Source organism: Flavisolibacter tropicus, from assembly GCF_001644645.1.
Lineage (GTDB): Bacteria > Bacteroidota > Bacteroidia > Chitinophagales > Chitinophagaceae > Flavisolibacter > Flavisolibacter tropicus.
On sequence record NZ_CP011390.1, the window covers coordinates 3,613,731 to 3,640,109 of the forward strand.

Below are 26,379 nucleotides of genomic sequence, written 5' to 3' on the forward strand. Positions count from 1 at the left end.
CCTCTAAGCGGTTCTGTTATAAAGCTTAGGGAGGCAAATTAAAGGTAAATTTCGAACGGTTTTGTTAAAACGGTTGTTGGAAAAGGGGGCTAACAGCCGGGCACTCATCTTTAATAATCCATTCACGTTCGGCTATTTTCCAAGGGAGATATCAGGCTTTGACTTGCTCGCTGGTTTTACCAAAGCGGCGTTCTCTTGCTTGATAATCCAGCAGCGCTTCATACAAATTGGCTTTCCGGAAATCAGGCCAGCGTACATTGGTAAAATACAATTCCGCATAGGCCAACTGGTATAACAAGAAGTTGGATATGCGATACTCACCACTGGTACGGATCATCAATTCAGGATCAGGGAAAGCACTGGTGCATAGGTATTGCTGTAAAGTAGTCTGATCGATCTCTTCTACATTCAGCTCACCACGCTTCACTTCCCAGGCTATGCTTTTCACTGCATTCAATAGCTCCCAGCGTCCGCTGTAGCTAAGCGCCATTACTAAGTTTAAGCCGGTATTGTCCTTTGTAAACTCCAGGGCCTCTTGCAGCTCTTTTTGCGCATAGGTAGGCAGCATGCTCAGGTCACCAATCACATGCAGCTTGATATTGTTCTTGTGCAGGCTTTCTACTTCATTTCGAATAGTAGTTACCAGCAGCTCCATCAAGCCTACCACTTCATACTGCGGGCGGTCCCAGTTTTCGGTAGAGAACGCATACAAGGTCAGGTATCCAATGCCTAGTTCGGCACAGCCCTCTACAATGTTGCGTACGCTTTCCACACCATGGAAATGCCCAAAGAGACGGTCCTGGCCTTGTTCTTTTGCCCAACGCCCATTTCCATCCATTATAATGGCAATATGGCGGGGCAGGCGGTTCTTATCAATTTGTTGTACGAGATCGGACATAGTTTTAAGCGGGCACAAAGGTAATTGCTCTGTCCGTGTTTTTGGGAATTGATTTCAGTGATTGTGTTAAAACCGTCTTTAGGTTTTTCACGCAGAGCGCGCCAAGGCGCGGAGAGAGGAACAACGGAGGCGCAAAGGGACACAGTTGAAGGATTTCGCGCAGAGAAAAGGAGAAAAGGAGGACCGCGAAAATTAGATTTAGAAAGGATGAACAGGATTACGGTTTGCTATTGTAAAGTTTTTCGCCTTTGTCATTCCGATCGCTAATGAGGACTCTCAGAAAGGTGCCCTAAAAACAAATTATTATAAAAATACCTCGTGCCTCTGTCAGGCTAAGTCCTGGCGAAGCCTCGCTTGCACCTATAAGCTACTTATAATCAGTATTGACTGTTACTGTCATGCTGAATTTATTTCAGCATCTGCTTTTACATTAAAGAAAAGTTCAAAGTCCTAAAGGAACACTTGCCCTAAAAACCAGCCAATCTTCCCCTAATCCCTAAATCCCCCAAATCCCGGTTCATTCTTCCCTTCTTCCTTCATCATTCCTTGTTCCTTGTTCATTATTCCCTTGTTCCTTGCCTGCTACTCCTACGTTCCTTCATGGCTACGCCTCTGTCCCTTCATGGTTACTCCGTATGGAAGACTAGGTTACTCCGTATGGCAGCCTAGGTAACTCCGTATCTCACCCGTACCTCGGCCGATCCTTGACCCTACCTCACCCGTACCTTGACCCGTATGTCGTCATCCGGTCACCTTTATAAACTCATTAGAAGTAGTAAAAAAAAGTGTAATAAGAAAGGCAGAAAACACCTTAAAAGAAGAGCCTAAAGATACTAAAAGCAAGCGGCTTTTCTTCCCAATCTGCAATCAAATAGCCTCTCAAAGCCTGCAACCAATTTCAAATCCCAAACATCAAATATCAAATCCTAATATCCCTTCTTCTCACTTGCCGAAGGGCACTTATACGATTGCAGGTTGAAGCTCAGGTAAAATAACAGGGTGGCAAATTGGTCGTTCTGACGGCTGTTACCGCGCTGTATTCCATCACCGCCAATAACTGACCCGGTATCATACGACCGATCCTGTAGCAAGAAGGCGGGCGATGGCGTACCATCGGGATTGGCTGGGAAAGCGGCTGGGTCGGCATAAGTAGTGCTTACATCGTCCAGGTAATCAGTAGTAGTAAAGTGATATACCAATTCCGCTCCTATATTAATACGCTCATTTAGCGAGTACTTCATACCTACACCAAATGGTACGCTAAAAGCCATTGAGCTATACTGCTTGCGCTCAGGATAGATACTACTGCCTTGTCCTTCTGTGCCCAGCTGACGCAGGTAGTATTTATCACTACCCAAAAAGGCATAGGGATCGTAATTAAAGACACCGATACCTAAGGTAATGTATGGTGTAAACCTATAATTAGGATCGCCGGGTAAAAAACGATAGAAGTTAAAATCGCCCTGTACGGCTAACTCCCAAATATTGGAGTTGAACGAAAGGTTACGACGCCGCTGATACTCATTATGCGTATTGTATTTATCGGAGTAACCAATCTGGGCATAGCTGGCATTGACCCTTGCCGCAATGTAGTTACCAAAGTTTTTACGAAAGAAAAGGCTGGCCGCTATCTTAGGCCGGTTAAACTGCGGGCGGGAATTAAGATCACCAAAGTAGTGCGCCACACCAACACCTAATCCAAACTCACCTTCCTGTTGTACGGGCTCCTGTGCACATAGTGACAGAGAGAATAATAAAGTAAAAGCTAGCAGTCCTGTTTTCATAAACAAACTAAATCAATTTCCTATTCTGGGTTAACGAAAAATCATAGGGTTTTGGTATCGGAGCGTTGGAATTAATTCCTTTTATCCAAGCCCCAGGACAGCTTGTTTCTCATGGTTTGGAGGAAGTTGTTCTCATTGAGCCTAACAAGGTTCATTGTAAAACTTTCCCGGCGTATAGCCAGCTGAATATTTTTGTTAACGATCTCGCGGCGCGAGTCTAAGGCAACAATTACCTCGTCCGATCGGCTTTCAATTTCAAAAGATATTATGGTGGTATCCGGTACTACAATGGAGCGCACATTCAGGTTGTGCGGCGCAATAGGAGTTATCACAAAGCTATGCGCGTCTGGAAAAATAATGGGCCCTTGGCAGCTTAAATTGTAGCCTGTCGACCCTGTAGGTGTTGCAAGAATTAAGCCATCGGCCCAATAGGTATTTAATAACTCACCATTGAGGTAAGTATGTATTTTGATCATGGGCGACACATCCCGCTTGTGTATAGCAAATTCATTCAGCGCATAGGGCACATCGTGAAATAACGATAGGCTGGAGTCTATATGAATGAGCGTACGTTTATCTACAATAAACGAGCGACGGGCTAATGCCTTTACAGCCTCCGGCACTTCATCGCGCCCAATAGAGGCCAAAAAGCCTAATCGGCCGAAGTTGATCCCTATCACTGGAATCATTTTATCACGGACCAGTGTTACCGTATCCAGTAGTGTACCATCGCCACCCAGACTTACTAAAAAGTCTATGTCATTGGTCAAATCCTCGTGAGAAGAAAAAGTCTGGAATGTATCTGGCAACCGAATGCTACCATGCAACTCTTTTAAGAAGGGAGCAGAAATCACGGGAATGATTTCTTCTTTTTGTAACTCATCAAAGAATAGCTGTATATCATCTTTCTGCGGCCCCAATTCCAACGCCCTGCTATAAACGGCTACTTTCATCTGTTTTTGTTCTTTATACTGCAGGCAATAAAGGCCAGCAGCCCCATATTAATTTCTTTATAGATATCGCCTATCGTGTAAATATAGACCGTTTTGATGTAACTGGTTCCAACTCCATTCCAGTTTTAGTGCTAAGTCGTAGAACAGGACAATGTCCAAACCTACTCCACCAGAGTAGATTAACCGGTTGTTTAAATTATTGGAGGGATCTACGTTTTCAGCGTATACATAACCGGCATTGCCGTATACTTTCCCATACACTTTTATGGGTATGGTGCTAATTTTCTTGATTTGGGTAAAGGGCAAATGAATGGCCGTCTGTAACAGCTTGCGCGTGAAGGTTGCCTTGGTGAACCCGCCGGCCACACCATCTATTTCATAGCTCTCATATCCTTGCAAGAACAAATCGCTGCCTCCTAAAAACCGCTGGTTAACATACGGCTGCTTAAAGGGTAGCCGGAGCATGGCAGTTGTTCGCAGATTAAAAAAGTATTTATCATTAAGCGGCCAGGAAGCAGATGTTCGAGCCACTAGCTGCCACATGCCGACATCGCTGTTAAACAAACCTTTTCGGCTTAATGACATATCGGCTACATAGCCCTTGGTGGGATAAGGAATAAAGTCCGCATCAAAATACTGAAAGCGGTAGGTAAACTCTGGATACTTCATATACCGGTTAGGCAACTGAAACTGCTGATGGATATGTAGTAGCGTATCACTGATACGCTCATTATTGTATCCTACACTAAACGAGTGGCGTGCTTTAATAGCCCTACGGTAACTTACTTCAGCGTAGGTTCTAAAAAATCATGTACAAAGTCTTCGTTGTTGCGATACGCTAAAGGCTTGTGGGCAACAGTGGCATATTGGAAATCGCGGTTCTGACCATACCATACACCCAGGCTGCCCGACCAACGCAGCTTGTTATCTAACGGTAAGCCCTCGTAACGAAACGATAACTCTTTTGTAAACCCGCTGGTAATGTTAAAGGAAAAGCGGTCGTTTCTACCCGTAAAGTTTTTCATCGTCGTTTTTATGCCATACTTCACTTTTCCCATATCCATCTTACTATCCGTTACCCATTGCTGCAGGTTTTGATCTACCACCTTTATAAAGGGAATGGGAAAGATGTACAGGCGCTCTATTACACTCACTTTCACCGCTGCATCATAACCCTGAAGGGTGTTTAAAGAAACCACTACATCTTGAAACAGCGTGGAGTTCATTAATTGACGGCGGGCAATGGCAAACTTTTCAATCAGCTCGCTTAAAGAGTATCGCTCGTTCACTTCAAAAGGTAGCTCCCGCAAGATGATCTTTTCCTTCGTTCTTTGATTGCCCTCAAGAATAATTTCCTTGATGGTAAATAACGATGTTGTATCGGTGTAGGTATTAAGTTCGTTAGTGGAATAAATCAGCTGACTTTGCAAGCTATTCACCTGCGCGCACACCGACAGGCTGCGACAGAAGGCAAGCATAGCGAATAAAATTAAAGGCAACTGCTTTGTGGACATCAGGCACCAATTTCTGATTTATATATAGTAAATATGATACCTGAATGGAGAGTTCTTGAAACTTTTTTTCTAAATCTTCAAATAGTGCATCAAGTTGTCGTAGTTCGTCTTTAATTCATTTTCGTAATGCTCCTCACCAAAATAGTACTTCACATTGTACTCGTATCGTTGGAAGGTAGCAATTAAGTCCGAGATCTCTAGCTTACTTACCCGTATTGTTACTTGCATAATGCCTGTTTCAGGGTCAGTAAAGGAGTTTAACTGGGTAATTTGCGCATTGTTTGATTCAATAATGCGACTTATTTCAGCAAAAGAGTAGTCCCGTCCTTCAATTTCCAATACAATCAGCCCGCCAGGATAATCCAGGCTCAAAAAATCCGAGGTATTGCGCAGCAGATCATTATACGTAACAATACCCAGGATCTGCTTGTCTTCAATAACGGGAACAATGCTTAATTTATTTTGTACCGCTACCTGTATAGCCTTTAGAAAATGTTCATTTGCCTGTACAGCATTACCGCCATCGCTGATAGGCAATTGATTTAGCATATTATCATCATCGGAATGGAGCAATAGCTCTTCACTAATAATGCCCAGGTATTTTTCCTCATCTACCACAGGAAGGTGCGCCACATGATAATCATTCATGAGCTGCAATGCATGATAGACTTTATCGTCCAGATGCAAGTAAGGTATTGAGTTCGATATGAGATCCCTGGTTAACATGGACGGTATTTATACTATATAAGACAACAGAGTTTAGGCCACTGTTGCAGGTTCAGCCAGTTTTTTCAAAAATTTGTGCAAGATTTGATTGAACTCCTCGGACTGTTCCATCATAGGGGCGTGCCCACACTTATCAATAAAGTGCAGCTCACTGTTTGGAATCAGTCGGTTGAATTCTCTTGCTACAAATGGGGGTGTAATTGTATCATTATTACCCCAAATTAGCAGGGTCGGTTGTTTGATATTAGATAGCTCTTCGCCTAAGTTATTGCGAATAGCACTCTTGGCAAGTGCAATGATCTTGATCACCTTCAGGCGGTTGCGGGTAATTTCAAATACTTCGTTTACCAGCTCCTCTGTAGCCGTTTTGGGATCATAGAAGGTTACTTCTGTTTTCTTTTTGATGTACTCATAATCACCACGCTTCGGATAGGAGTCTCCCATTCCGTTTTCAAACAAACCAGAACTGCCGGTTAAAATAAGCGACTTGATCCGCTCAGGATGTTTTAGCACATGAACCAATCCTACGTGTCCTCCTAATGAGTTGCCCAACAGGTGAACGTTTTTGTAATCTTTTAATTCCAAAAACTTATGTACGTGTTTGGCCAAACCGCCCACGGTAGTATGTAAAATATCCAGCTCAAAAAGTGGTAGCATAGGCACCACTACTTTATAATGCGGACGGAAATACTCAATTAGATCTTTAAAATTACTGAGTGCACCAAATAGTCCATGCAGCAGCACCAATGGTTCCCCTTCGCCCTCTTCAATGAATTTAAACTTGTCCTGTTGATGTATCGTATACTGCATCAGCCTACAATTCTTCGGTTAATTTTGCTAAAATAAATGTTTTGAACTAAAACCAATTTTTAATAGTGCAATTATAATGCAGAAGGCTAAGCCGTAGCAGCCTGACTACCTACTCCATCAAAAAATTGCAGTAGTTCCCCAAACATATTTTTAAAAAACGGAAGCACAACACCCAGTCCATTTATCACTTTTGGTCCCATGGGTTGCAGGTATGCATAGGTAACAGATGCTTTTGCAGTTTCTTCATGTATAAGGTGCACCTGTGTTGCGTAAAACAACAGAATACTAAAGATAAAAAGGTACAGGATAGCAAACAAAATGATGCCACCCAGCTTGTTTGCCCAGCCCAACATGGCTACCGTAACCACACCTTCCAGTGCCTTAGCACCCAGGCGCACTAATAAAACAATAACCAAAAACACCACGGCAAACGCTACCACCGGCAACCATCGCTGAGAGATGTTAACCGCCTCGCCAATATAGGCTGCGGCTACTGTCGATAACTTGATAGCAGCCGCTAACCCTATGATAAAAGCTAAAAAAGAAAAAACACCAACAATAAATCCTTTACGCCATCCTTTATACAATGCCAGTACAAGCAGGACAGCAACAATCAGGTCAATAAACATGGTAGCTTTTTATTTGGCGAGCAACTCTTTCACTGCTGCCGAAATGGCTTTACCATCAGCCTGACCAGCCAACTTTTTTGTAGCCACGCCCATTACTTTACCCATATCTGCCGGAGAGCTGGCTCCTACTTCTGTAATAATAGCTTGAACAGCAGCCTTTAAGTCGGCTTCGCTCATTTGTGCAGGCAAAAATTTCTCAATTACATCTATCTCTTCCTGCTCTTTCTGGGCCAGATCTTCGCGGTTTTGCGTTTTATAGATCTCTAATGCATCCTTGCGCTGCTTTACCATTTTTTGCAGCATTGGAATTTCTTTCTCCGTTGCTAATTCACCACCAGCACCGGGTTCTGTTTTCGCCTTAATGATTTCTGCTTTAATAGCGCGCAAGCTGCGTAAAGCCGCTTCATTCTTTGCTTTCATGGCCTCTTTCATTTCGCCCATGATTTGTTGCTCAAGATTCATATGCTAAAGTTTCTTGTTTCTGGTTTAATGTTTCAGGTTTGACCGCGGATTACAGGATTTTTAAAGGATTAGCTGGATTTAGACACTAATACTAATGTTTTTCCTTCCTTGTACCTTGAATATTGATAATTGAACATTGAACATTCCTTCTTTCTTCCTTTCGCATTTCGAATTTCCCCTTTCGAATTTTTCCTACTTCTTCCTTCATCATTCCTTGTTCCTTGTTCGTTATTGTCTTCTTTCCTCCATCAGCTAATCAGCTAATTTCCTACTGCTCCAACTTATTATCCTTCATTTGCTGCTCCTGGAATTTCTTGTAGAAACTCTGGGCAAATTGACGGATATCATTTACCAATGGTTCCATATGTGTAGAACGCTCAAAACTATCGGCCATGCCCATGAAGGTTTGAAAATAGAAGTCAGCCATTTCATCAACCATCATTTTTTGTGTCCACAGATCAATACGTAAGGCCGCCTTGTCTGCACCATCCCACAAAGACACCATCATTGCCTTTGCCTGTTGTGGTCTTTCAGCTGTGCTTTCAGTAGCCTTCCATTGAATGTTTAGTGGAACCCGTCCCTCGTCTAACTCTACATCTATTGTTATGGTTGATTTTGCCATTATTTTTATTTTGGCGCGAAGGTAATTGTTTAAGTGTTTGCCGCCTGCACCACGCTTTGCCAAAGTGTATTCGTAGCCCCCTTCCAGGAGAGTGTCTTTACATGTACCTTCCCCCTTTCAATGTATACAGACCGTTCTTCTTCCTGCCGGTACAGGTGCATAATCCATTCGGCCATATTGGTAGGGTGGTTTCCATCAAATACCCGCACACTGTCGCCAAACAATTCTTTATTAGTAGCTGTAGAAGCTGCCAGCACTGGCACCCCACACTGCATGGCCTCCCATACGGCCGTGTCAACTGTTTCAGCAACAGAAGGACTAATTAAGACATACGCCGCTGCTACCAGCTCGGCCTCTTCTGTTGCGCCCAAAGGACCCGTTACGACAATATCTTCTTTGTATTTATAGGTTTCCAGCAACTGCTGAAAGCTGCTATTCTCTTCTGCAAAGGCGCCAGCCAATACCAGTTTCCAACTGCTTTGCTGCCGTTTTTTAAAAAAGGAAAACGCCTTAAGCAGGTTTACTAAGTTATAGTCCTCGTGTAGCGGCCCTTTATATAAGAAATACTCCTGCCCCTGGGCAAAAATGGCCTTAACAGATTCTTTGAGCTCGTAACCTACCGGTTGAAAACGCTCCGGTACAGCGGCGGGCAGCAATGCGGTCTTATGCTGGTCAATCCGGTATTTCTTTAGAATCTCGCTTTGTAAAAACACAGAAGGTAACAATACCAGCCTAGCTTTTTGTAAAAACCGGGGCATCCAACGTTTATAAAAAGCCCGCATAACTGGAGTGTAAGCAGCCGATGACTGCTGGTAACACAGGTCGGGCAGCAGTACACACTGGGGCAGTTTTGTAGTAAGGGAAGCAGTACCATCGAGGTTTATTACCAGATTGGCCTTGATCTTACGCAACCACAAGGGAAGTTTTACATCTAACCAATATTTCTGTAAAACACCCTGCTTACCGGCTGAGCCTAACGTAGCTACCGTTACATTCGCAGGTAGTGTTGTTTTGAAGTCCAAAGGCTCATCACTCAGGAAGAAAAATTGATGCGTTGGCTGCTCTTCTACCATACGTAACACCAATTGTTTGATATAGCCCTCAAAGCCATCCATGGGCTGCTTTTTCCAGGACCTTACATTGACCACTATCACCATAGCCCGGCAAAGGTAGCAGAAGTTAAGTTCCTTATTCTCTTAGCCAATCACTCACTTTAACCCCTAGGGTAAACCGTAAGTTGTGGAATTTATTGCCCCATTTTAAAACCGCTGTTGTGATTATGCAACAAATAATCAAATTTCGTCTAAGGGTAATTACTTGTTTAATGCATTGAAATTCATTGGTATACTGTTTGTTTAATTTATAAACACGAAGTTCAGAGCTTCACCCTTAAACCCATACAAACCGAATTATAAAGAGCCTCTTAGGTGGAAGAGGATGGTGGCTTGTAAAAGGGGCCTTGGTTCGGGGCCCCTTTCTTTTTAACCGCGGATTAACCTTTATAAAGGATTTCGCGGATTTTTTATGCTGCTTTTCTTTGGTTTAGTTACAGAACTTAAACAATCAGATGTTTTTCATTGTACAATTGCTAGATATCAAAAAGGCTTACTGGTAAACAGTAAGCCTTTTGATTTATTCAGAATAATACCCGTTACAATCAGGTGGTATTCACTCTGGTATTTGGAATTTGTGATTTGGAATTTATCATTTCAGATTTCCTTTCAGACTACTATGCTTTTTTAGCCGCTACTCCGGCTGCCCAAGCATCCATTTTGCGCTCTATTATATCTAACGGCATTACACCATCTTTCAGGAACTCATCATGAAAGTCGGACAGCTTGAATTTATTACCCAACTGCTTCGTGTATTTATCTCTTAGCTCACGGATTTTCAAAGCACCGATCTTATAGGATAAAGCCTGCGCTGGAATTGCCATATAGCGCTCAATTTCAGCAGTAGCACCTTGCTCACTAATGGCCTCGTTGTCCATCATGTATTTAATGGCTTCTTCGCGAGACATGCCTTTCATATGCATACCCACATCCACTACCAGGCGAATAGCGCGGTGGATCTCATCACCTAATGCTCCCATATACTGATAAGGATCAGTATAAAGGCCTAACTCCTTACCCAGGCTTTCTGTATAAAGCGCCCAGCCCTCACCATAGGCACCATACCAACTAAAGCGGCGGAACTTGGGCAGGCTTTCATTTTCCTGCTGCAGCGAAATCTGGTAATGATGACCAGGAATAGCTTCGTGCAAGAACAGCGACTCCATACCGGAGGTTACGTTAAAAGTAGTTGCATCCAGAATGGGCACATAGAAGATACCCGGGCGTTTACCATCGGGTGTGCCTGGCTGGTATTCGGCAGCAGCTGATGCCGCTCTGAAGGCTTCTGTCTGCCGGATCTCAAATGGCGTTTTAGGAGTACGGCCAAACATATTCTTCAGATTCGGCTCCATTTTTTGCTGAATAGCCCGAAACGCATTTAATACATCTTCCGGCGTTTTATAAGGCATCAGCTTGGGATCGTTTTTCAGGTGAATGAAGAAGGCATTAAGATCACCTTGAAAGCCCACTTGCGCTTTTACCTTTTCCATTTCTCCTCTAATGCGTTTCACTTCAGACAATCCTGTATTATAAATTTCATCGGCCGATTTATCAGTTGTGGTCCAGTAACGCACCAGGTAGTTGTAGTAGGCAGTGCCATTGGGTAGGCTGCTGACACCAGTGGTCGTTCTGGCTTTGGGTAGGTACTCGTTTTGTAGAAACACACCCAGGCGTTTATAGGCTGGTAACACATAAGTATTCATGGTGGTCATAAACGCTCTTTGCAAGGCGGTATCACCTACCACATCTGCAGGCATTTTACGCAGCGGGCCAAAGAACACATTCTTTGCAGTATCAGGATTGGCCATGTCCTGCATTTGCGGGATCATCTTTACCACTAAAGCCCTGGGCAATACATTGCCACTGGCCATACCTTTTCTAAAATTGGCAATGGCTGTATCAGCCCACGCAGCAAAACCTTTTACACGCTCCAGCCAGTTTCGGTAGTCCTGGGCATTGACAAAGGGCTGATTACTTGCACCCGATCCCAGCTGCCCCATTGTTAATGGCATACCCCAGAATTGCTGAAAAGGAATCTGGTACTCATTAAATTGCAAGCGCTCCTGCTGCATCTCCATTTCACGCTTGAATATATCATAACTGATCTGGTCGTTGGCCGTCAGTTTTGTCCTATCAAACTGTTGAATTTGCTGTAGGTAATTGGAATAAAAAGTACGCAAGGTGTCCAGGAAAGGCGCACTGATATCCAGCGTCAATCGATCATTATAACGGTTATCGCCATTTTGGGTAGCCTCTAATGGAAATAACTGCATCCGCTGTTCCCAGTAGTTGTCAAATAGCTTGGCAAGCTTTTCATCACCCTTCGTCTCAGCGTTGCTGCCTGCCACTATATTGGAGTCGTTACAGGCCCCAAGGGTGGCGGCCAAAAGAAAGGTCCATAAATAACGCATATAGGTTTAATCGTTTCTTTAAATATAGTTTGAATCCGCTGGGGATTACTTAATTTTCTGGTAAATACGAAATCTCGCTAAACCGATAGTGCCGTTATGCACGGCCTTTCTTACATTTGTTACTTGTAATTTGATTTAATGGAATATAACACAACGCGAAATCATCTGATAATCCGTGAATATGGCCGCCATATTCAGAAGATGGTGGATCATATATTAACTATAGAGGACAAAGAGCGCCGCCAAAAGCAAGCGCACGTAGTGATTGAACTAATGGGCTTTTTAAACCCACATTTAAAGAACGTTGAAGACTTCCGTCATAAACTATGGGATCATTTGTTTTTGATCGCCGACTTTAAACTGGACGTAGAATCGCCATATCCTATTCCTACCCGCGAAAAGCTTAGCGCCAGGCCAAAGCCGTTGCCTTATCCAAAGCGCTATCCACGCTACTCACACCTGGGTAAGAACCTGGAGATCGTGATCAACAAGGCGCTTAAAGAAGAAGATGGTGCTAAACGCCAGGGCTTTGCCAACGCTATTGCATATTATATGAAGCTGGCGTATAACAACTGGCACAAAGACCAGGTACACGACGATGCTATTCAGCAAGAATTGACCAACCTTACCAAAGGTCAGCTGGAGTTTACCAATACACCGTATGTAAAAGCTTACCGTCCTCAGCAAGAAGACAGAGGCCGTGGTAGCTATGGTAAGCGCGGTGGTGGCGGTGGAAAATATGGCAGTCACCGTGGTGGTGGCGGTCAAAGTAATCGCAACGATAACCGTAACGACAACCGCAATCGTCACAACAATAAAAAGCGCTTCAAATAAGAAGTTGAAAAGTTTAATAGTTGAAAGGTTGACAAGTAGTGTCAACCTTTTTTATTTAGCACCTAATTTGCATCGTAAGGAATCCCGCGCAGTGATAAAACGGAAGGAATTAGTAATTTGGAATTAAGGAATAGGAAGGAGAATTGAATGGTAATAAATGCTACCAATAGTAAACACTGTACCTCCAACTTTAACCATCCAGCTAATCCTTACTAAATCCTGTAATCCGCGGTCCAGAAATCATCAAATCAGAAATCAGAAATTCTCTTATGGGTTCATTTGAAGTAATAGGCGGGAAAAGACTCAAAGGCGAGATTGTACCCCAAGGCGCCAAAAACGAAGCGTTACAGATCCTTTGTGCAGTAATACTTACCGATGAAAAAGTAACCATCAGCAATATTCCAGACATCCTGGATGTTAATAACCTCATTGACCTGCTGGCTGCCATGAATGTGAAGGTGGAACGCCTCGACCGGCACACTTGCGTGTTTCAGGCCGATGATGTGAACCTCAATTACCTCCGTTCCGAAGACTTTCGCTCGCGCAGTAGCCGGCTACGTGGTTCAGTAATGCTGGCAGGTCCCATGCTGGCACGTTTTAAAAAAGCCTTTATTCCCAAACCCGGTGGCGACAAAATCGGTCGTCGTCCATTAGACACACACATTCTAAGCTTTGAGAAACTAGGTGCTGAGTATGTATATCATTCCGATGATGGCTTCTTTCATTTAACTACCAATGGTCTTCAAGGCACTTATATTCTGTTAGACGAACCTTCTGTAACCGGTACCGCCAACCTGGTGATGGCCGCTGTAATGGCAGAAGGCACAACTACAATTTATAACGCAGCCTGTGAGCCCTACCTGCAGCAGTTATGCAAAATGCTCAACCATATGGGCGCCAACATCAGTGGGGTAGGTAGTAATCTACTCACCATTCAAGGTGTAGAAAAACTGCACGGCACAGAGCACCATATGCTGCCCGACATGATCGAGATCGGTTCCTTTATTGGCTTAGCCGCCATGACACAGAGCGATATCACTATCAAAAATGTAGGTCATGAACATTTGGGTGTTATACCCGACCGTTTTCGCCAGCTGGGTATTCAACTAAATGTAATTGATGACGACATCCATATTCCAGAACAAGACCTTTATGAGGTAAAGACCATGATGGATGGTGGCGTGCTTACCATGTACGATCATCCATGGCCAGGCCTTACCCCCGATTTACTTAGCATTATACTGGTAGTGGCTACGCAAGCTAAAGGCTCCCTATTAGTGCACCAGAAAATGTTTGAAAGCCGCTTGTTCTTTGTAGACAAGCTAATAGAAATGGGTGCTCAGATCATTCTCTGCGACCCTCACCGTGCAGCCATCATTGGCTTAGAACGCCGCTACAAACTACGCGGTATCAAAATGAGCTCACCGGATATCCGTGCCGGTGTTGCGCTATTGATAGCTGCCCTAAGTGCTGAAGGCACCAGCGTCATCCAAAACATTGATCAGATCGATCGCGGTTATCAATACATCGACCAACGCCTTCAGGCATTGGGTGCGGAGATCAAGAGAGTGTAGAACCAGGAAAGAACTAGGATTATGAGGATTGAGATTGATTATGAGGAAATGATTAAATAGAAATAAAAAAGCCGGTCTAAATAGACCGGCTTTTTTATTTCTATAGTCCCGCCATAGTTCCACGCTGAAGAAGATAGGAGTTGAGATTTGACTTGTCTGTTCATAAATAACGCCTGTAGTTATTGCCCCACAATTCTAACTGGCCACTTCTTTTATTAACCAAAAGCTATTATTGTAAAGCAGTGTGAGGGTAAGATCTTGACAGAGCAAAAGGAATAATCACACTCAGAAAAAGTTTTAAACCCTATAGAGTCTGCATGAACCAACTGTCTAAAAAACAACTAGTCATCTCCATTATCTTAAGTGTTATCGGTCTTGCTGTTTGGATAAGCATCGGCTTAATAAGCAATAAAGTAGAAGCTTGGGACAGCAACCTATACTACCTGGCTGGTCTTCCTACCCAAGTGTCCGAATGCTATAATAGACAGTAGAGAGCGTACTCTTTGAAGCAGTTTCCTTTGCGCCCCTCTGCGGTTTCTCTGTGGCCTTTGCGGTAAAAAAACAACCGCAAAGCCGCGCTAAGAAGGCGCAAAGCAACGCAAAGAACAACATTCGAATACTTAGGGTCTTCCTATTATGTTTGCAGTTGCAGTTATTGCAGGTTTTATAGCTCCCTTTAAGCCATGGCGATGGGGCATCTTTGTTGTTCTTTTACAACCTTATGCCCTTTTTATTCAATACCAGGCAGGTCCATTTATCATTGTCAGCCTCTTCTTCTTTGTCTTTATGGCCGTTGCAATCGGCTGTGCTTATATTGGTAAAGTACTGCGATCCCACGTAAAGCAATAAGGAGTCATGGGTTTAACCCATTCTACATCTCTATTCCATCCGCGTCTCCACGGCCTGGTCGCCTTTCTGAACGGAGAGAGATAAAGTGTGATTAGAAACCCGTTGCCACAAAGGCTCATTGTTTGCGGGCGAATAGGCATTTGTAGTTATTGCCTCACATTTTTAATAAACCTCTTCTTTAATAGCCAAAAAACTATTATTTTAAAGTAGTGTTGAGCTGTAAGGTTAAACACAGCTAGTCTAGCTACCAATATTTTATCAAGAAAAACGAACCAAAGTCCCCTACAGAAGTAACCATACTTAGAACACGTTTTAACTTAATCGTATTCATATGAATCTTCTGGCTAAAAAACAACTATTCATCTCCGCTACTTTAAGTCTTACGGGTCTTACTGTTTGGTTAACCATTAGCGGAATAACAAATGATGTAGAGGCCTGGTACAGTGACCAATACTATCAAATTGGTTTACCAATCATGTTTTTAACCGCAGCTATTGCAGGTTTTATAGCTCCAAGCAAGCCTTGGCTATGGGGAGTTCTTATTGTTATTTTACAGCCTGCTTTTATTTTTACGCAAGCCAAAATAACCCCACGTATCTACGTCGGCGTACTCTTTTTTCTTGCCTTTATGGTAATGGCAATTGGCTTTGCCTATTTGGGAACCATACTACGATCCCTCCTAAAGAATAAGGCTAGTAAGACTGCGTTTAACTTAAACTAAAAAGGATTCGTGCTTTTTAAGCCGTTCTGCATCTTCGCTCCGCTGTGTCCTTCCTAACGCACATAGCTATGCGGAAGTACGGTAGGGACAAGAAATGTAGTACACTAATTTTCGCACTTCCTATTTACTCCCATTTTATTTGTTGTCAACTTTCAATTGAATAAGGAGTTGTGTATATTGGACAGTTACCTGCAACCATAACAGCTTCCACTCATGAAAAGAGTATTCATTTTTACGCCGTTGTTGGTGTTCTTACAAGCTTTGTGCGGAGGCTGCACCAACAACTGAAAGACGTAAGGAAGGCCTGTTCTAGGTTGGTTATCTTCAGCAGTGTTGTTGGTGGGCCCATCACATAGCCTCCGCCTCAACACCAACAACGGCGGGAAAGAAATTGAAAGGCTTTTAGAAGGAGAAATTGCAAAGTAATAACTGTCTACAAGTAACACTTTACTTCTGTGAGGTCTTTCTCATTAGATATTTACTGTATCTATAACAGAATGATGCAGCACCGTTTTTCCCTCGGAACATCTACTCTAGCAAAAACAAGCTAACTATCCCGAAAAACATCTTCCAATATCTCCTGTCCTTCCTTTTGCCGAATACGTTGCTCCATATGATCAAGCACTTCTACAAAACCCAGATACATTTCTTCTTTCTCTTCGTAATGATGTGGTAAAGCATTAATGAGAATGAGCGTAATATTCTCCAGGTATTTGCGGCCACCTGGCTGGCGGAAGAATTTTTCTACCAAACTGGTATCACCTTTCCCAATGGAGCCAATGATATCTTTGAAATGCTCATTCATGACTCCAAAGGTCGTGGTATGCTATAGAAAAGAAATGTTAGTTTTTACAAACGCCGTGTCCTTCACCACCCACAAAGCCAGGCGGAAGAGACACGGTGGGGACCAAAAATCACCAGCGAGCGAGCGTCGGGATCCACCGTGCTGATCTGGGTTTTCTTCCCCGACTAGTCTCCTTTGCGTGGCCCTTGTGCGGCAGCAAGGGACTCGGCGGCCTTGCCCTAGCGGACGGTCACCTCTTAGCGGCTAGGTTCACTTCCTGCAGTTCGGCCGCATGAATAGGCACAAAGTAGCCCCCTTGCAACTGAACAGAAAGATATTCAACAATTTCTTCCGTATATCTCGTTTTATATGAAACAAGAGTGTGAACCTACGATCTATCGTAGGAATTTTACAATAACCCTTTGAACGTCAATAACGTTGCAACCTATGATATAGTTTAATTCAGTTAGATTTATTTAAATAGAATTACTTCTCTCCTCCGCACATAGCTATGCGTAAGCGACACGGTGGGAACCGGAAAGCAATCGCCTTGTTGAACACGCCGCATGGCTTATTTTTATACAGCACCTAGTGCATAGAACTCAACAGCCACTCCATGAAACATCTGCTCTTATTCTCGTGCCTGATGACGACCTTATTTGTCTCTGCCCAATTATCCATTCCCTCTTCTGGGATAATCAAGCGGCATGAAAACGTTACCTCCAAATATGTAACTGCCCGCCATGTAGATGTATGGCTTCCTGCAGACTATACCCCTTCTAAAAAATATGCAGTGCTTTACATGCACGATGGGCAAATGCTATTTGATTCATCCACCACCTGGAACAAACAGGAATGGGGTGTAGATGAAAGCCTATCGGTCCTGTTGAAACAAAAGAAGATTCAGCCATGTATTGTTGTAGGCATCTGGAATAGTGGTGCGGGCCGGTTCGCCGACTATTTTCCACAGCAAGCGTTTGAATCTTTATCACAACCGCAACAAGATTCTATTTACAATGGAGTGAATAGCAAAGCCCTTTTCAATGGACAAAAAATAAATAGCGACAACTACCTGAAGTTCTTGGTCAATGAATTAAAGCCATTTATTGACAGTACGTATAGCACGTATAAAGATCGTCAGCATACCTTCATTGCCGGCAGTAGCATGGGCGGGCTTATTAGTCTTTATGCTATTTGCGAATATCCCCAAGTCTTTGGTGCAGCCGCTTGCTTATCTACTCATTGGCCCGGCTTGTTTACAGTGGAGGGTAATCCCATTCCACAGGCTTTTTTCAACTACATGAAAAAACAGTTGCCCAATCCCGCTACCCACAAACTCTATTTCGACTATGGCGACCAAACCCTGGATGCTTTATACCCGCCATTACAACAGCAGGCCGATAAAATAGTAAAGGCAAAAGGTTATACTAAAAAGAATTGGACAACAAAGTACTTCCCCGGCGAGAACCATTCAGAAGCTGCCTGGAAAAAGCGCTTACAGATACCGCTAGCGTTCATGCTGGGAAAATAATTTCTTATAAAAGCGTAGTCCTTAGCTTCCTTTGGTAATGAGGATCTGCACGCGCATATTCATTTTTTTCTCAGCAACATTCTGAGGTGTCTCTATAGCAGGCTGGGTGTTCGCTATTCCTTTGTACGACATCTTCTCTGCGGGGATACCGTGTTGCAATAGAAGTTGGTAAATGAGCTTTGCGCGTTGTTCGGAAAGGCGGTAAAAGATTTTGATCTTACTGGGCTCTAGTGTCTCCTGGCAGTTGGCATGACCAATGATCTCAAAATGTTCGTCCTGGTAGTTTTTCAGGGTTTGCGCCAGCTCCTTAATAAAGGGTAAGGACTTAGGGGTTATTACAGCAGAATCGGGCACGAAATAAATATTATCCAGTTCCAGTGAACGAATAGTAGCAGCCGTGGAAGGAGTAGACGCAGACATGGCAGCAACTATATCAACCCTTCTATTTTTCCATAACTCCGCTAGCTGTGTACCTGTTTCACCTTTTGATTCAGGCATCACTGTAAGCCCCTTCTTGCCAGAAGCCAAGAGCCTGGCTACCGCCTCGGCTCGTTTTTGGGAGAGCCGCTGGTTAGAAGAAGTAGAGCCACGATGGTCGGCATAACCCGTGATCTGCTTGACCGAATGATCAGAACTGGCCAACCATGCCAGTTGCTTCGTATGCAGGGAGTCCAGCTCATAGGCTCCTGTAGGGAAATACAGCGAAATAACGGTGTCTCTAACTACCTGGCTATTTACCTGTTTGAATGACAACAGCAGGACTGCAACTAGCAAACGGTTTTGGTATTTCATTCTGCTAAAAATAAAACCTTTCATCTAATCAACTCTTCATGGATAGAATATGTCTTCAGCACATAAGCTTGTGTTAACATTACCATTCCTGTCAACCGCCCACTATCATCTGTCCTCTGTCAACAAAAATCAACCATCAGACATCTATTCCTTTATCCACACCATCTTTTCTTCCAGTGGCTTTCGTTTACCCGCAGGAGATGGTATTGCCACATGTCCCAAATAAAAGAAGCCAAGCAGTTTATCGTCCGGCCCAAGGTCAAAGAATGCCTTGGCTTTTTCATTGTAGGTAACACCACCGGTGGTCCAATAGCCGCCCAAGCCATAAGCAGTAACAGATGGGTAGATATTTTGCACGGCGCAAGCCACCGCTTCTATCTCTTCTATTTCCGGGTGGCGGCGAGTTTCACTACGCTTCATACACAGTGCTATAATGTGTGATGCCTTGAGCGGGTTCTCTTTCAGCTTACTATACGTAGCCTCTTTAAAATGATCACCAGCTGTTTCCTTATATAACTCACTTTGAAAGTTGGCTAGGGTTTCTAATCCTTTGCCGGTAAATACTACAAATTGCCAGGGCTCTGTACTACCGTGGCTGGGTGCCCAGGTAGCATTTTCCAGGATCTGGCGTACAATTTCATCGTCTACTTTTTTGGCAGGATCCAATTGTTTGGGAAATACCGAACGCCGAGCCCTAACCAGCCGATTGAATTCTTCTATAGTAAACTCCATACCGTAAAGCTATTTCAAAAACGGGCAAACGCTTACTACTGAAGTTATTTTAATTATGCCTGTTCATGTAATTTTCCGACACGATCATTTTCGTAAGTCTAGTCATGTTTCCGCCCATAGGAGAGGATAATCGGTTAATATAGTTTGGCTATTTTCTATATGTAATTCTTCTGTGCTTTGCCGGAAACTACTGTACATGCGAAGAGATATACTATTGATTTTGAGTGTAGTAATGAGTCTTTCAGCCTTTGCACAAACACCAAAAGGAAAAGTAACAATTACCATCACTACCGAACAGAAACAAGCGTTAGATGGCGCCACTGTGGAGCTACTCCACAGCAAGGATTCGGCCTTAGTGAAGACAGCCATAACCGACAAAACAGGATTAGCCGAATTTGAGCCTGCTGTTGCTCAAACCTACCTGGTACGGGCCAGCAATGTAGGCCATCAACCCCAGTATTCACAGCCTTTTACGTTAACTACAGAGCAAGCATCCCTTACGCTACCCGCATTAAGCTTGACTGCTAAAGCCGCCAACCAACTGGCTGGTGTAACGGTAACCGCTAAAAAGCCCTTTATCCAAAAATTGAACGACCGCATCGTGGTGAATGTGGACAACAGCATTGTTAGCGCCGGCAGCACGGCGTTAGATGTTCTGGAGCGTTCGCCTGGCATTACATTAGATCAAAACGATGCCATCAGTCTGCGTGGCCGCGCAGGTGTTATTATCATGATCGATGGCAAGCCTACTCCCATGACTGGTGCTGACCTGGCCAACTACCTAAGAGGATTACCAAGTAACGCCATTGAGCGTATAGATATCATTACCAACCCTTCGGCTAAATATGACGCAGCCGGCAACTCCGGTATTATTGATATCCGTTTGAAAAAAGACCAACGCTTTGGCACCAATGGTACACTAACTGCCGGCTTTGGACATGGCGAACTACCAAAGGCCAATGCCGGAGGTACGTTTAACTATCGCAACAAGAAAGTGAATGTGTTTGGTAACTATAACTATAGCTATCGCGAAAACCTGAACAACCTGATCATCAACCGTAACTTCTATAAGGATGGAGCATTTGTGGGTTCTGATGATAAAGACAACTATGCGGAATTTCCAGTTAGCTCGCATACCGCTCGCCTGGGAGCCGATTTCTTTCCATCGAAGAATACCACCTTGGGCTTTGTAGTGAACAGCAACTTCACTGATTTTAAACGCGACGCCAACATTACTACCATTGTTAACGATACAAAGAATGAAGCCGAGTCTAAGATCATATCCACCGGTAGCGACAACAACGACTTTAATAATACTGTAGCTAACATCAACCTGAAGCACAAGTTTGATTCTACTGGCCGGGAACTAACAGCCGATGTGGATTATGGTGTTTACAGCTCCAGATCATTCACCCGTACCGCCAGCAGCTTCTACAATTTAAATGGTAGCACCCGACGCGATAACGATATATTGGATGGAGATCAAGATGGTGAGCTGACCCTACGCACAGCTAAAGTGGACTATGTAAACCCCTTACCTAAGGGAGCGAAGTTTGAAGCCGGCTTTAAGACCAGCTATGTATCATCGGATAACGATGCCAAGTTCTTCAAAGTCTTTTCATCCGGGCGTGTTGTAGATCCTACTAAAACCAACCAATTCCTTTATAAGGAGTATAACAATGCCGCTTATGTGAATTACAGTAAAGAGTTCAAGAAGTTCAATGTACAACTAGGCTTGCGCGGTGAGCAGACCAATCTGAAAACGCACCAGGTTAAAGGCAGCGTTGACTTCAAAAACGACTATTTCCAGTTGTTCCCCAGTGCTTACTTCAATTACAAGCTTACAGATGACCAAACAGTAGGTGTATCGGTTAGTCGCCGAATAGACCGCCCAGGGTACAACCAGCTTAATCCATTCCTTTTCCAGATCGACCCAGGTATTTATTCTACCGGCGATCCAAACCTGAAACCACAAACCACCTGGTCGTATGAAGCCAACTACACTGTCAAAAACATCAACTTCACCTTAGGGTATAGCCACACGATTAATGCGCAGAACACGGTATTATCACCCATTTTGGATGTGATCCCCAACTTTGAAATAGAAGCGGGTACAGACTCTAATATCACGGTACAAATACCAGTGAATCTCAAGTCGTCTGACTATATAGGCTTAACCGCCAACGCACCGATTCGCGTAAGCAAGTGGTGGAACATGATCAATAATGTAAACGTATATTACAACTACTTCAGCGGTAACCTGGGTGGCGCTCAGCTTGATAATGGCGCACCAGCAGCTACTATTCGCAGCAACAACACCTTTACACTTAAAAAAGGTTGGACCGCCGAACTAAACGCCAACCTGAATACTGGCGGTCGTTACGGCTACATGGTATTAGACCCGCAGTGGGGACTGGCAGTAGGTGGACAAAAAACAGTGATGCAAGGCAAGGGTACATTCCGGTTTAGCTTGACTGATATCTTCTGGACCAACCTGCCTAAAGCTACTGTTACCAATCCTGGCCGCTATGTAGAGAACTGGCATGCCTATAGAGATACCCGCGTAGGTACGCTGTCCTTTACCTACCGCTTTGGTAATAATAAAGTACAAGCCGCCCGCCGCAGAACAACGGCTTCTGAAGAAGAAAGACAAAGAGCAGGAGGAAATTAAGGCGGCCACACACGCCCCCAGCCCCTAAAGGGGAGGGCAGCGCGGCAGGAGCCTGGCCCGTGAATGGTCAATGGTGAATGGTGAGTAGCCAACACACAAATACAGAAGATCAAATTTCTCTTACAACTAAAAAGCACTCCGTTGGTGGAGTGCTTTTTAGTTTATATAAATTCCTTAATCGTCTCTGTGTATCTCCGTGCTCGCGGTGCCTCCGTGGTTCCCGGAAGCGTGGCCCTCCCCTTTAGGGGCCGGGGGTGTGCCTTCGCTATCGCTTCAGCAACTGCAGGTGCGGTTGGGCAATGGCGGTAGTATGACTGTTTAAGAACGCCTTTAGGTGTTTGTAAAAATGGCTGTAATCGTAATAGCCGAAATCGGTGTGTTGAAAATGATCTGGGCGATGTACCAATTCTTCTACTGCTCTGCGGATACGCATTAGCTGCAATGCCTGCTTGGTATTAATGCTGGTAGCCGCTTCAAAATAGCGCTGCAGGGTGCGTGTGCTTATTTGATTCTGGTCGGCCAGCGCTTCTATAGAGATTTGAAATTGTGAGTCAGCGAATGTTTGCAGGCAGTTGGTAACAACATGTACGTAGTTAAGTGTACCCGCATGCTTTTCAATGATCTTTTCGTAGTAATGCGAAATGATCTCAACACGTTTGTTAAACGAGTCGGCCTGTTTCACTTTTTGCACTACCGTTGGATCAATCAGGTAAGCCAGCGGGTAAATGAATTCGCGGTACTCAAAGAAGTTCACCTTCTTTTCAAAAACAATTGGCGATACATTGAACTTGACACCAAAGATGCGGTTGCCTACTGAATGGTGGCAGACCATGTTTTTGAACCGGGGCAGAAAACCATCCGACTTTATCTCATGCCGGCTTTCCTCCAGCTGCATTACAAAAGGACTTCCTAAGTTGATCAGGTAGGTATAACCAATATTGGGGAAAAGCGCGTCGGAGAAGCCTTCCGGATATTGTGGCCACAGCGACTCAAAGTCGGTTTCCCAGAAAAAATCAATAAAGGGCCATAAGGATTTTTTAGCCTTGCGACGGTGATACCGGTGTTCAAAATGATCGATATGAAAAAACTCTACATGCTGCACAGTGCTATTGTTAATGGCATTTTAAGCCATGTGGTAAACTAAGATTTTTTAATCAGGTAAAATGTTATGTAAAGACAAATAATGAGCAAAGTTGTTATAGCTGTTACTATCGGAGTTATAGCATGTCCAATGATAGGTCAGCCGTTCCCAATATATAAAATGATCCGTCCATTTGCGTTGGTGCTGCGACAGCGACCAATAGTTTTTAAAGCATTGAAGCGCCTCTTGTAATACGTGTGGAGTGGCCAGCACACCATACGGCACTTCATGAAAATAATAATCCATGGTTTTAGCCAACTGGTGCAATAGCAACGTAAGCGCATCTTGCTCCTGGCTAATGGCAAAGGCTTTTTCAAAGAAATAGGCTGCCTCAAAAAAGCCTTCATAATGGATCTGTTGCAGGAAAGCGCTGGTGGTTTCCGCATCAGTATAAAAGAATTGCTCCAATTGCCCAATCCATTTCATGTGGCGGCTGCTGTTTTGCAGATACTGCTTTGCCAGAATCGGCAGAAGGATATCCTTAAATAGTGGATGCTGAATTCTTTCTACCTGATTGGCTACTGCTACTCCGTTATTGGCCAGCACTTCATCATTTGTATCTAATACGGCTGTACATAAGGCATCCACGAAATGTTGCATCTCCGCTTGATCTTGCTGTCTGAGCTCATTGATAAAAACGGCCAGCAAGTTGTTAGCCTCCTTTTTCTGCCCTAGCAGACGTACGTGATTGTACTCCTCCCATAAGTTTTGCAAACGTCTATTTAGTACGGCAACATCCATTGTCAGGGGTCAGCTGTTGGTAAGTCTGCTAAGGTAATTCTTCCTTTTTACACCGCTATTGGCAATCTGTATCATACAATTGTTTGTTTACAGTTCCTACATTTGCAGCCATCAATACTATGGCAACAGATCCACTGCACAAAATCATCATTCTTACAGCGCCCTCCGGTGCGGGGAAAACCAGCATTACGCATTTCTTGTTAAACAAGTATCCCGAAAAGCTGTCCTTTTCTATTTCGGCTGCTACGCGCCAGGCCAGGGGCAATGAGAAAAGCGGAGTGGATTATTACTTCATGAGTGCTGAGGAATTCAACCAAAAGATTCAGCATGGTGAGTTTATTGAGTGGGAAATGGTGTATGAGGGTAAATACTATGGTACCCTGAAATCGGAACTGGAGCGTATTTGGAGTTTGGGAAAAGTACCACTGCTGGATATTGATGTAAAAGGTGCTATTCACGTGCAGGAGCAATTTCCGGACAACACATTTTCTTTATTTATAGAGCCGCCTTCCATTGATGAATTACGCCGCCGACTAACGTCCCGAGGCACAGAAAGCGAAGAGTCGTTACAGGCAAGGGTGAACAAAGCAGCCTATGAGCTATCCTTCAAGCACTCCTTCCATCATGTAATAGTGAACGCCCATTTAGGAACGGCGTGCGGGGAAGCAGAACGACTGATACTGGACTTTATCCAAAGCGGCAAAAAGTAATAGCCGCTCCGTCATCCTTTTGCCAAAATCCCGCTAAACAACGCCTATACTCTATAATCCGTGGGCGTTTTCCATATCTTTATACCTATGATCTCGGTTAGTGTACTCACCTGGTTTTTCTTTACCATTTTTATGATGGCCTTCTTTGCCGGTATTGAAATGGCGTTTTTTAGCGTTAACCGGTTTGGTATTGAGCTTAAGAAAAAACAAGGAAAACCAAGCGCCCAGCTACTCTCCCGTTTAATCAAAACACCTGAAATATTTTTAGGCACCACCGTTACCGGCTTTACTATATCGCTGGTATGTTTTGTATTACTGTTTAACACCGTTACTACTCCTATGTGGGAATGGATCTGGCGCCAGGCAGGTGATCGTTACGATGCGGTACAACTGATTGCCGATATCATTTTAGCCACCTTCATCGTATTGGTGTTTGGCGAGTTTATCCCCCGCGCCTTGTTTCGCGCCAATAGCAATTGGATCCTAACCAGCCTGGTGTATGTAGTGAACTTCTGTTATGGTTTACTACAACCCATTGCTTCCTTATTCATTAATATCTCCAACTGGGTTTTAAAATATCTTTTCAATGTGCGTGTAGATGAAAAGAAAGAAGCCTTTGTGCGTAGTGATATGGATACACTTTTCAACGAAGGCACTAACGACGAATTTGAACCCGAAGAACTCAACACCGAGCTGTTCGAAAATGCCCTGGAGCTGGCCAAGACCAAGATCCGCCAGTGCCTGGTACCCCGTAAAGAGGTTATTGGTGTAGAAAGCAGATGCACGGTAGAACAGGTTCGCGTAAAATTTATTGAAACCAAGTTGAGCAAACTGGTAGTGTACGAAGGCAATATTGACAATATTATTGGCTATGTCCACCAATTAGATTTGTTTAAAAGTCCATCTGACCTTAACTCTATCCTGCATCCCATACCGGCCGTACCGGAAACCATGAGTGCAACCGACCTGATCAACAAATTCAGCCGCGAGCGCAAAAGCATTGCGTGGGTGGTAGACGAATTTGGTGGCACCGCTGGTATAGTAACCATGGAAGATGTGTTGGAGGAGATCTTTGGTGAAATTCACGATGAGTACGATAGCGAGGAGTTTGTAGAAAAGCGTTTGGCGGAAAACGAATACATGTTCTCCGGCCGATTGGAATTAGACTACTTAGCACAGAAATACGACTTAACATTCCCGGAAGATGAAGAATCAGAAACCCTATCTGGTTATATCATCAACCACCACGAAACAATCCCGCGCCAAAAAGAACGGATCATTATTGATGATTTTGAGTTTGACATTTTGAATGTAAGCGACACACGTATTGAAACGGTAAAATTGAAAATCCTTAAGTAAGGAGCTTCGCTTTCTACCA

General features: G+C 43.9%; 26 protein-coding genes. 9 read left to right on the plus strand and 17 right to left on the minus strand.

The window, feature by feature from the left end; translation table 11 throughout:
- Positions 1 to 151: 151 nt before the first annotated feature.
- The 12 genes from SY85_RS15190 to SY85_RS15250 all read right to left on the minus strand — a co-directional run bounded on the left by SY85_RS15190 (position 152) and on the right by SY85_RS15250 (position 11,921).
- Complete coding sequence (locus SY85_RS15190; RefSeq protein ID WP_066405753.1) at positions 152 to 898, minus strand: isoprenyl transferase; 747 nt, start codon at positions 896 to 898, stop codon at positions 152 to 154.
- 926 nt (positions 899 to 1,824) lie between these two features.
- Positions 1,825 to 2,682, minus strand: coding sequence for a type IX secretion system protein PorG (gene porG, locus SY85_RS15195; RefSeq protein WP_066405754.1), 858 nt, complete (start codon positions 2,680 to 2,682; stop codon positions 1,825 to 1,827).
- A 71-nt stretch (positions 2,683 to 2,753) separates the two neighbouring features.
- Entirely contained in the window at positions 2,754 to 3,635 is an 882-nt protein-coding gene (locus tag SY85_RS15200; RefSeq protein ID WP_066405755.1) for an NAD kinase, read from the minus strand.
- A 57-nt stretch (positions 3,636 to 3,692) separates the two neighbouring features.
- Entirely contained in the window at positions 3,693 to 4,304 is a 612-nt protein-coding gene (locus tag SY85_RS15205; RefSeq protein ID WP_066405756.1) for a BamA/TamA family outer membrane protein, read from the minus strand.
- Positions 4,305 to 4,417: 113 nt separating this feature from the next.
- Positions 4,418 to 5,113: a POTRA domain-containing protein gene (locus tag SY85_RS15210; RefSeq protein ID WP_158512980.1), complete on the minus strand. Its 696-nt coding sequence runs from the start codon at positions 5,111 to 5,113 to the stop codon at positions 4,418 to 4,420.
- 105 nt (positions 5,114 to 5,218) lie between these two features.
- Positions 5,219 to 5,875: a CBS domain-containing protein gene (locus SY85_RS15215; protein ID WP_066405758.1), complete on the minus strand. Its 657-nt coding sequence runs from the start codon at positions 5,873 to 5,875 to the stop codon at positions 5,219 to 5,221.
- A gap of 33 nt (positions 5,876 to 5,908) precedes the next feature.
- A complete protein-coding gene (locus SY85_RS15220; RefSeq protein WP_066405759.1) occupies positions 5,909 to 6,685 on the minus strand; it encodes an alpha/beta fold hydrolase in 777 nt (258 codons plus the stop codon).
- 86 nt (positions 6,686 to 6,771) lie between these two features.
- Positions 6,772 to 7,314 carry a CvpA family protein gene (locus SY85_RS15225; RefSeq protein WP_066405760.1) on the minus strand — a complete coding sequence of 181 codons (543 nt, stop codon included), beginning with the start codon at positions 7,312 to 7,314 and terminating at the stop codon, positions 6,772 to 6,774.
- Positions 7,315 to 7,323: 9 nt separating this feature from the next.
- Positions 7,324 to 7,776: a GatB/YqeY domain-containing protein gene (locus SY85_RS15230; RefSeq protein WP_066405761.1), complete on the minus strand. Its 453-nt coding sequence runs from the start codon at positions 7,774 to 7,776 to the stop codon at positions 7,324 to 7,326.
- Between the two features lie 268 nt (positions 7,777 to 8,044).
- Positions 8,045 to 8,398 (minus strand): gliding motility protein GldC, encoded by a 354-nt coding sequence (gene gldC, locus SY85_RS15235; protein WP_066405762.1) that lies wholly within the window; start codon positions 8,396 to 8,398, stop codon positions 8,045 to 8,047.
- A gap of 29 nt (positions 8,399 to 8,427) precedes the next feature.
- Positions 8,428 to 9,513, minus strand: coding sequence for a glycosyltransferase (locus SY85_RS15240; protein WP_066405763.1), 1,086 nt, complete (start codon positions 9,511 to 9,513; stop codon positions 8,428 to 8,430).
- Positions 9,514 to 10,127: 614 nt separating this feature from the next.
- Positions 10,128 to 11,921: a DUF885 domain-containing protein gene (locus SY85_RS15250; protein WP_066405765.1), complete on the minus strand. Its 1,794-nt coding sequence runs from the start codon at positions 11,919 to 11,921 to the stop codon at positions 10,128 to 10,130.
- Between the two features lie 138 nt (positions 11,922 to 12,059).
- Between SY85_RS15250 and SY85_RS15255 the strand changes: the two genes are divergently transcribed.
- The 5 genes from SY85_RS15255 (at position 12,060) to SY85_RS15270 (ending at position 15,899) form a co-directional block, all read left to right on the plus strand.
- Positions 12,060 to 12,755: a DUF4290 domain-containing protein gene (locus SY85_RS15255; RefSeq protein ID WP_066405766.1), complete on the plus strand. Its 696-nt coding sequence runs from the start codon at positions 12,060 to 12,062 to the stop codon at positions 12,753 to 12,755.
- Between the two features lie 269 nt (positions 12,756 to 13,024).
- Complete coding sequence (gene murA / locus SY85_RS15260) at positions 13,025 to 14,329, plus strand: UDP-N-acetylglucosamine 1-carboxyvinyltransferase (protein ID WP_066405767.1); 1,305 nt, start codon at positions 13,025 to 13,027, stop codon at positions 14,327 to 14,329.
- A 317-nt stretch (positions 14,330 to 14,646) separates the two neighbouring features.
- Positions 14,647 to 14,820: a hypothetical protein gene (locus SY85_RS25670; RefSeq protein ID WP_158512981.1), complete on the plus strand. Its 174-nt coding sequence runs from the start codon at positions 14,647 to 14,649 to the stop codon at positions 14,818 to 14,820.
- Between the two features lie 145 nt (positions 14,821 to 14,965).
- Positions 14,966 to 15,178 carry a hypothetical protein gene (locus SY85_RS15265; RefSeq protein WP_066405768.1) on the plus strand — a complete coding sequence of 71 codons (213 nt, stop codon included), beginning with the start codon at positions 14,966 to 14,968 and terminating at the stop codon, positions 15,176 to 15,178.
- 331 nt (positions 15,179 to 15,509) lie between these two features.
- Positions 15,510 to 15,899, plus strand: a complete 390-nt coding sequence (locus tag SY85_RS15270; protein WP_066405769.1) for a hypothetical protein — start codon at positions 15,510 to 15,512, stop codon at positions 15,897 to 15,899.
- Between the two features lie 547 nt (positions 15,900 to 16,446).
- Here the strand turns inward: SY85_RS15270 and SY85_RS15275 are convergent.
- Positions 16,447 to 16,704 (minus strand): hypothetical protein, encoded by a 258-nt coding sequence (locus tag SY85_RS15275; protein WP_066405770.1) that lies wholly within the window; start codon positions 16,702 to 16,704, stop codon positions 16,447 to 16,449.
- Between the two features lie 595 nt (positions 16,705 to 17,299).
- On the opposite strand from SY85_RS15275, the gene SY85_RS15280 reads away from it, so the two are divergent.
- Positions 17,300 to 18,214 carry an alpha/beta hydrolase gene (locus tag SY85_RS15280; protein ID WP_066405771.1) on the plus strand — a complete coding sequence of 305 codons (915 nt, stop codon included), beginning with the start codon at positions 17,300 to 17,302 and terminating at the stop codon, positions 18,212 to 18,214.
- 21 nt (positions 18,215 to 18,235) lie between these two features.
- Here the strand turns inward: SY85_RS15280 and SY85_RS15285 are convergent, their stop codons facing one another.
- Complete coding sequence (locus SY85_RS15285; RefSeq protein ID WP_158512982.1) at positions 18,236 to 19,006, minus strand: OmpA family protein; 771 nt, start codon at positions 19,004 to 19,006, stop codon at positions 18,236 to 18,238.
- Positions 19,007 to 19,150: 144 nt separating this feature from the next.
- Positions 19,151 to 19,738: a nitroreductase family protein gene (locus SY85_RS15290; RefSeq protein ID WP_066405773.1), complete on the minus strand. Its 588-nt coding sequence runs from the start codon at positions 19,736 to 19,738 to the stop codon at positions 19,151 to 19,153.
- A gap of 196 nt (positions 19,739 to 19,934) precedes the next feature.
- Here SY85_RS15290 and SY85_RS15295 point away from each other — a divergent pair, with 196 nt between their 5' ends.
- Positions 19,935 to 22,409, plus strand: coding sequence for a TonB-dependent receptor domain-containing protein (locus tag SY85_RS15295; protein WP_066405774.1), 2,475 nt, complete (start codon positions 19,935 to 19,937; stop codon positions 22,407 to 22,409).
- A gap of 265 nt (positions 22,410 to 22,674) precedes the next feature.
- On the opposite strand, the gene SY85_RS15300 is transcribed toward SY85_RS15295, so the two are convergent.
- On the minus strand, positions 22,675 to 23,511 hold the full coding sequence (locus tag SY85_RS15300; RefSeq protein ID WP_066405775.1) for a helix-turn-helix domain-containing protein: 837 nt from the start codon (positions 23,509 to 23,511) through the stop codon (positions 22,675 to 22,677).
- A gap of 48 nt (positions 23,512 to 23,559) precedes the next feature.
- Positions 23,560 to 24,291, minus strand: a complete 732-nt coding sequence (locus SY85_RS15305) for a hypothetical protein (RefSeq protein ID WP_066405776.1) — start codon at positions 24,289 to 24,291, stop codon at positions 23,560 to 23,562.
- A gap of 119 nt (positions 24,292 to 24,410) precedes the next feature.
- Between SY85_RS15305 and gmk the strand changes: the two genes are divergently transcribed.
- Both gmk and SY85_RS15315 read left to right on the plus strand, forming a co-directional pair.
- The gene (gene gmk / locus SY85_RS15310; RefSeq protein ID WP_066409826.1) at positions 24,411 to 25,001 is read left to right on the plus strand and encodes a guanylate kinase; all 591 of its coding nucleotides are present in this window, start codon (positions 24,411 to 24,413) and stop codon (positions 24,999 to 25,001) included.
- Positions 25,002 to 25,088: 87 nt separating this feature from the next.
- On the plus strand, positions 25,089 to 26,360 hold the full coding sequence (locus SY85_RS15315; protein ID WP_066405777.1) for a hemolysin family protein: 1,272 nt from the start codon (positions 25,089 to 25,091) through the stop codon (positions 26,358 to 26,360).
- Positions 26,361 to 26,379: the final 19 nt, after the last annotated feature.

Coding starts and splice junctions, on each gene's coding strand:
- porG (WP_066405754.1), bottom strand. CDS start 2,682: ATGAAAACAGGACTGCTAGCTTTTACTTTATTATTCTCTCTGTCACTA.
- SY85_RS15230 (WP_066405761.1), bottom strand. CDS start 7,776: ATGAATCTTGAGCAACAAATCATGGGCGAAATGAAAGAGGCCATGAAA.
- SY85_RS15205 (WP_066405756.1), bottom strand. CDS start 4,304: ATGAAGTATCCAGAGTTTACCTACCGCTTTCAGTATTTTGATGCGGAC.
- SY85_RS15265 (WP_066405768.1), top strand. CDS start 14,966: ATGTTTGCAGTTGCAGTTATTGCAGGTTTTATAGCTCCCTTTAAGCCA.
- SY85_RS15210 (WP_158512980.1), bottom strand. CDS start 5,113: ATGCTTGCCTTCTGTCGCAGCCTGTCGGTGTGCGCGCAGGTGAATAGC.
- SY85_RS15290 (WP_066405773.1), bottom strand. CDS start 19,738: ATGGAGTTTACTATAGAAGAATTCAATCGGCTGGTTAGGGCTCGGCGT.
- SY85_RS15280 (WP_066405771.1), top strand. CDS start 17,300: ATGAAACATCTGCTCTTATTCTCGTGCCTGATGACGACCTTATTTGTC.
- gldC (WP_066405762.1), bottom strand. CDS start 8,398: ATGGCAAAATCAACCATAACAATAGATGTAGAGTTAGACGAGGGACGG.
- SY85_RS15285 (WP_158512982.1), bottom strand. CDS start 19,006: ATGAAATACCAAAACCGTTTGCTAGTTGCAGTCCTGCTGTTGTCATTC.
- SY85_RS15225 (WP_066405760.1), bottom strand. CDS start 7,314: ATGTTTATTGACCTGATTGTTGCTGTCCTGCTTGTACTGGCATTGTAT.
- SY85_RS15270 (WP_066405769.1), top strand. CDS start 15,510: ATGAATCTTCTGGCTAAAAAACAACTATTCATCTCCGCTACTTTAAGT.
- SY85_RS15220 (WP_066405759.1), bottom strand. CDS start 6,685: ATGCAGTATACGATACATCAACAGGACAAGTTTAAATTCATTGAAGAG.
- SY85_RS15215 (WP_066405758.1), bottom strand. CDS start 5,875: ATGTTAACCAGGGATCTCATATCGAACTCAATACCTTACTTGCATCTG.
- SY85_RS15295 (WP_066405774.1), top strand. CDS start 19,935: ATGCGAAGAGATATACTATTGATTTTGAGTGTAGTAATGAGTCTTTCA.
- SY85_RS15315 (WP_066405777.1), top strand. CDS start 25,089: ATGATCTCGGTTAGTGTACTCACCTGGTTTTTCTTTACCATTTTTATG.
- SY85_RS15305 (WP_066405776.1), bottom strand. CDS start 24,291: ATGGATGTTGCCGTACTAAATAGACGTTTGCAAAACTTATGGGAGGAG.
- gmk (WP_066409826.1), top strand. CDS start 24,411: ATGGCAACAGATCCACTGCACAAAATCATCATTCTTACAGCGCCCTCC.
- SY85_RS15240 (WP_066405763.1), bottom strand. CDS start 9,513: ATGGATGGCTTTGAGGGCTATATCAAACAATTGGTGTTACGTATGGTA.
- SY85_RS15190 (WP_066405753.1), bottom strand. CDS start 898: ATGTCCGATCTCGTACAACAAATTGATAAGAACCGCCTGCCCCGCCAT.
- SY85_RS25670 (WP_158512981.1), top strand. CDS start 14,647: ATGAACCAACTGTCTAAAAAACAACTAGTCATCTCCATTATCTTAAGT.
- SY85_RS15200 (WP_066405755.1), bottom strand. CDS start 3,635: ATGAAAGTAGCCGTTTATAGCAGGGCGTTGGAATTGGGGCCGCAGAAA.
- SY85_RS15255 (WP_066405766.1), top strand. CDS start 12,060: ATGGAATATAACACAACGCGAAATCATCTGATAATCCGTGAATATGGC.
- SY85_RS15250 (WP_066405765.1), bottom strand. CDS start 11,921: ATGCGTTATTTATGGACCTTTCTTTTGGCCGCCACCCTTGGGGCCTGT.
- murA (WP_066405767.1), top strand. CDS start 13,025: ATGGGTTCATTTGAAGTAATAGGCGGGAAAAGACTCAAAGGCGAGATT.
- SY85_RS15275 (WP_066405770.1), bottom strand. CDS start 16,704: ATGAATGAGCATTTCAAAGATATCATTGGCTCCATTGGGAAAGGTGAT.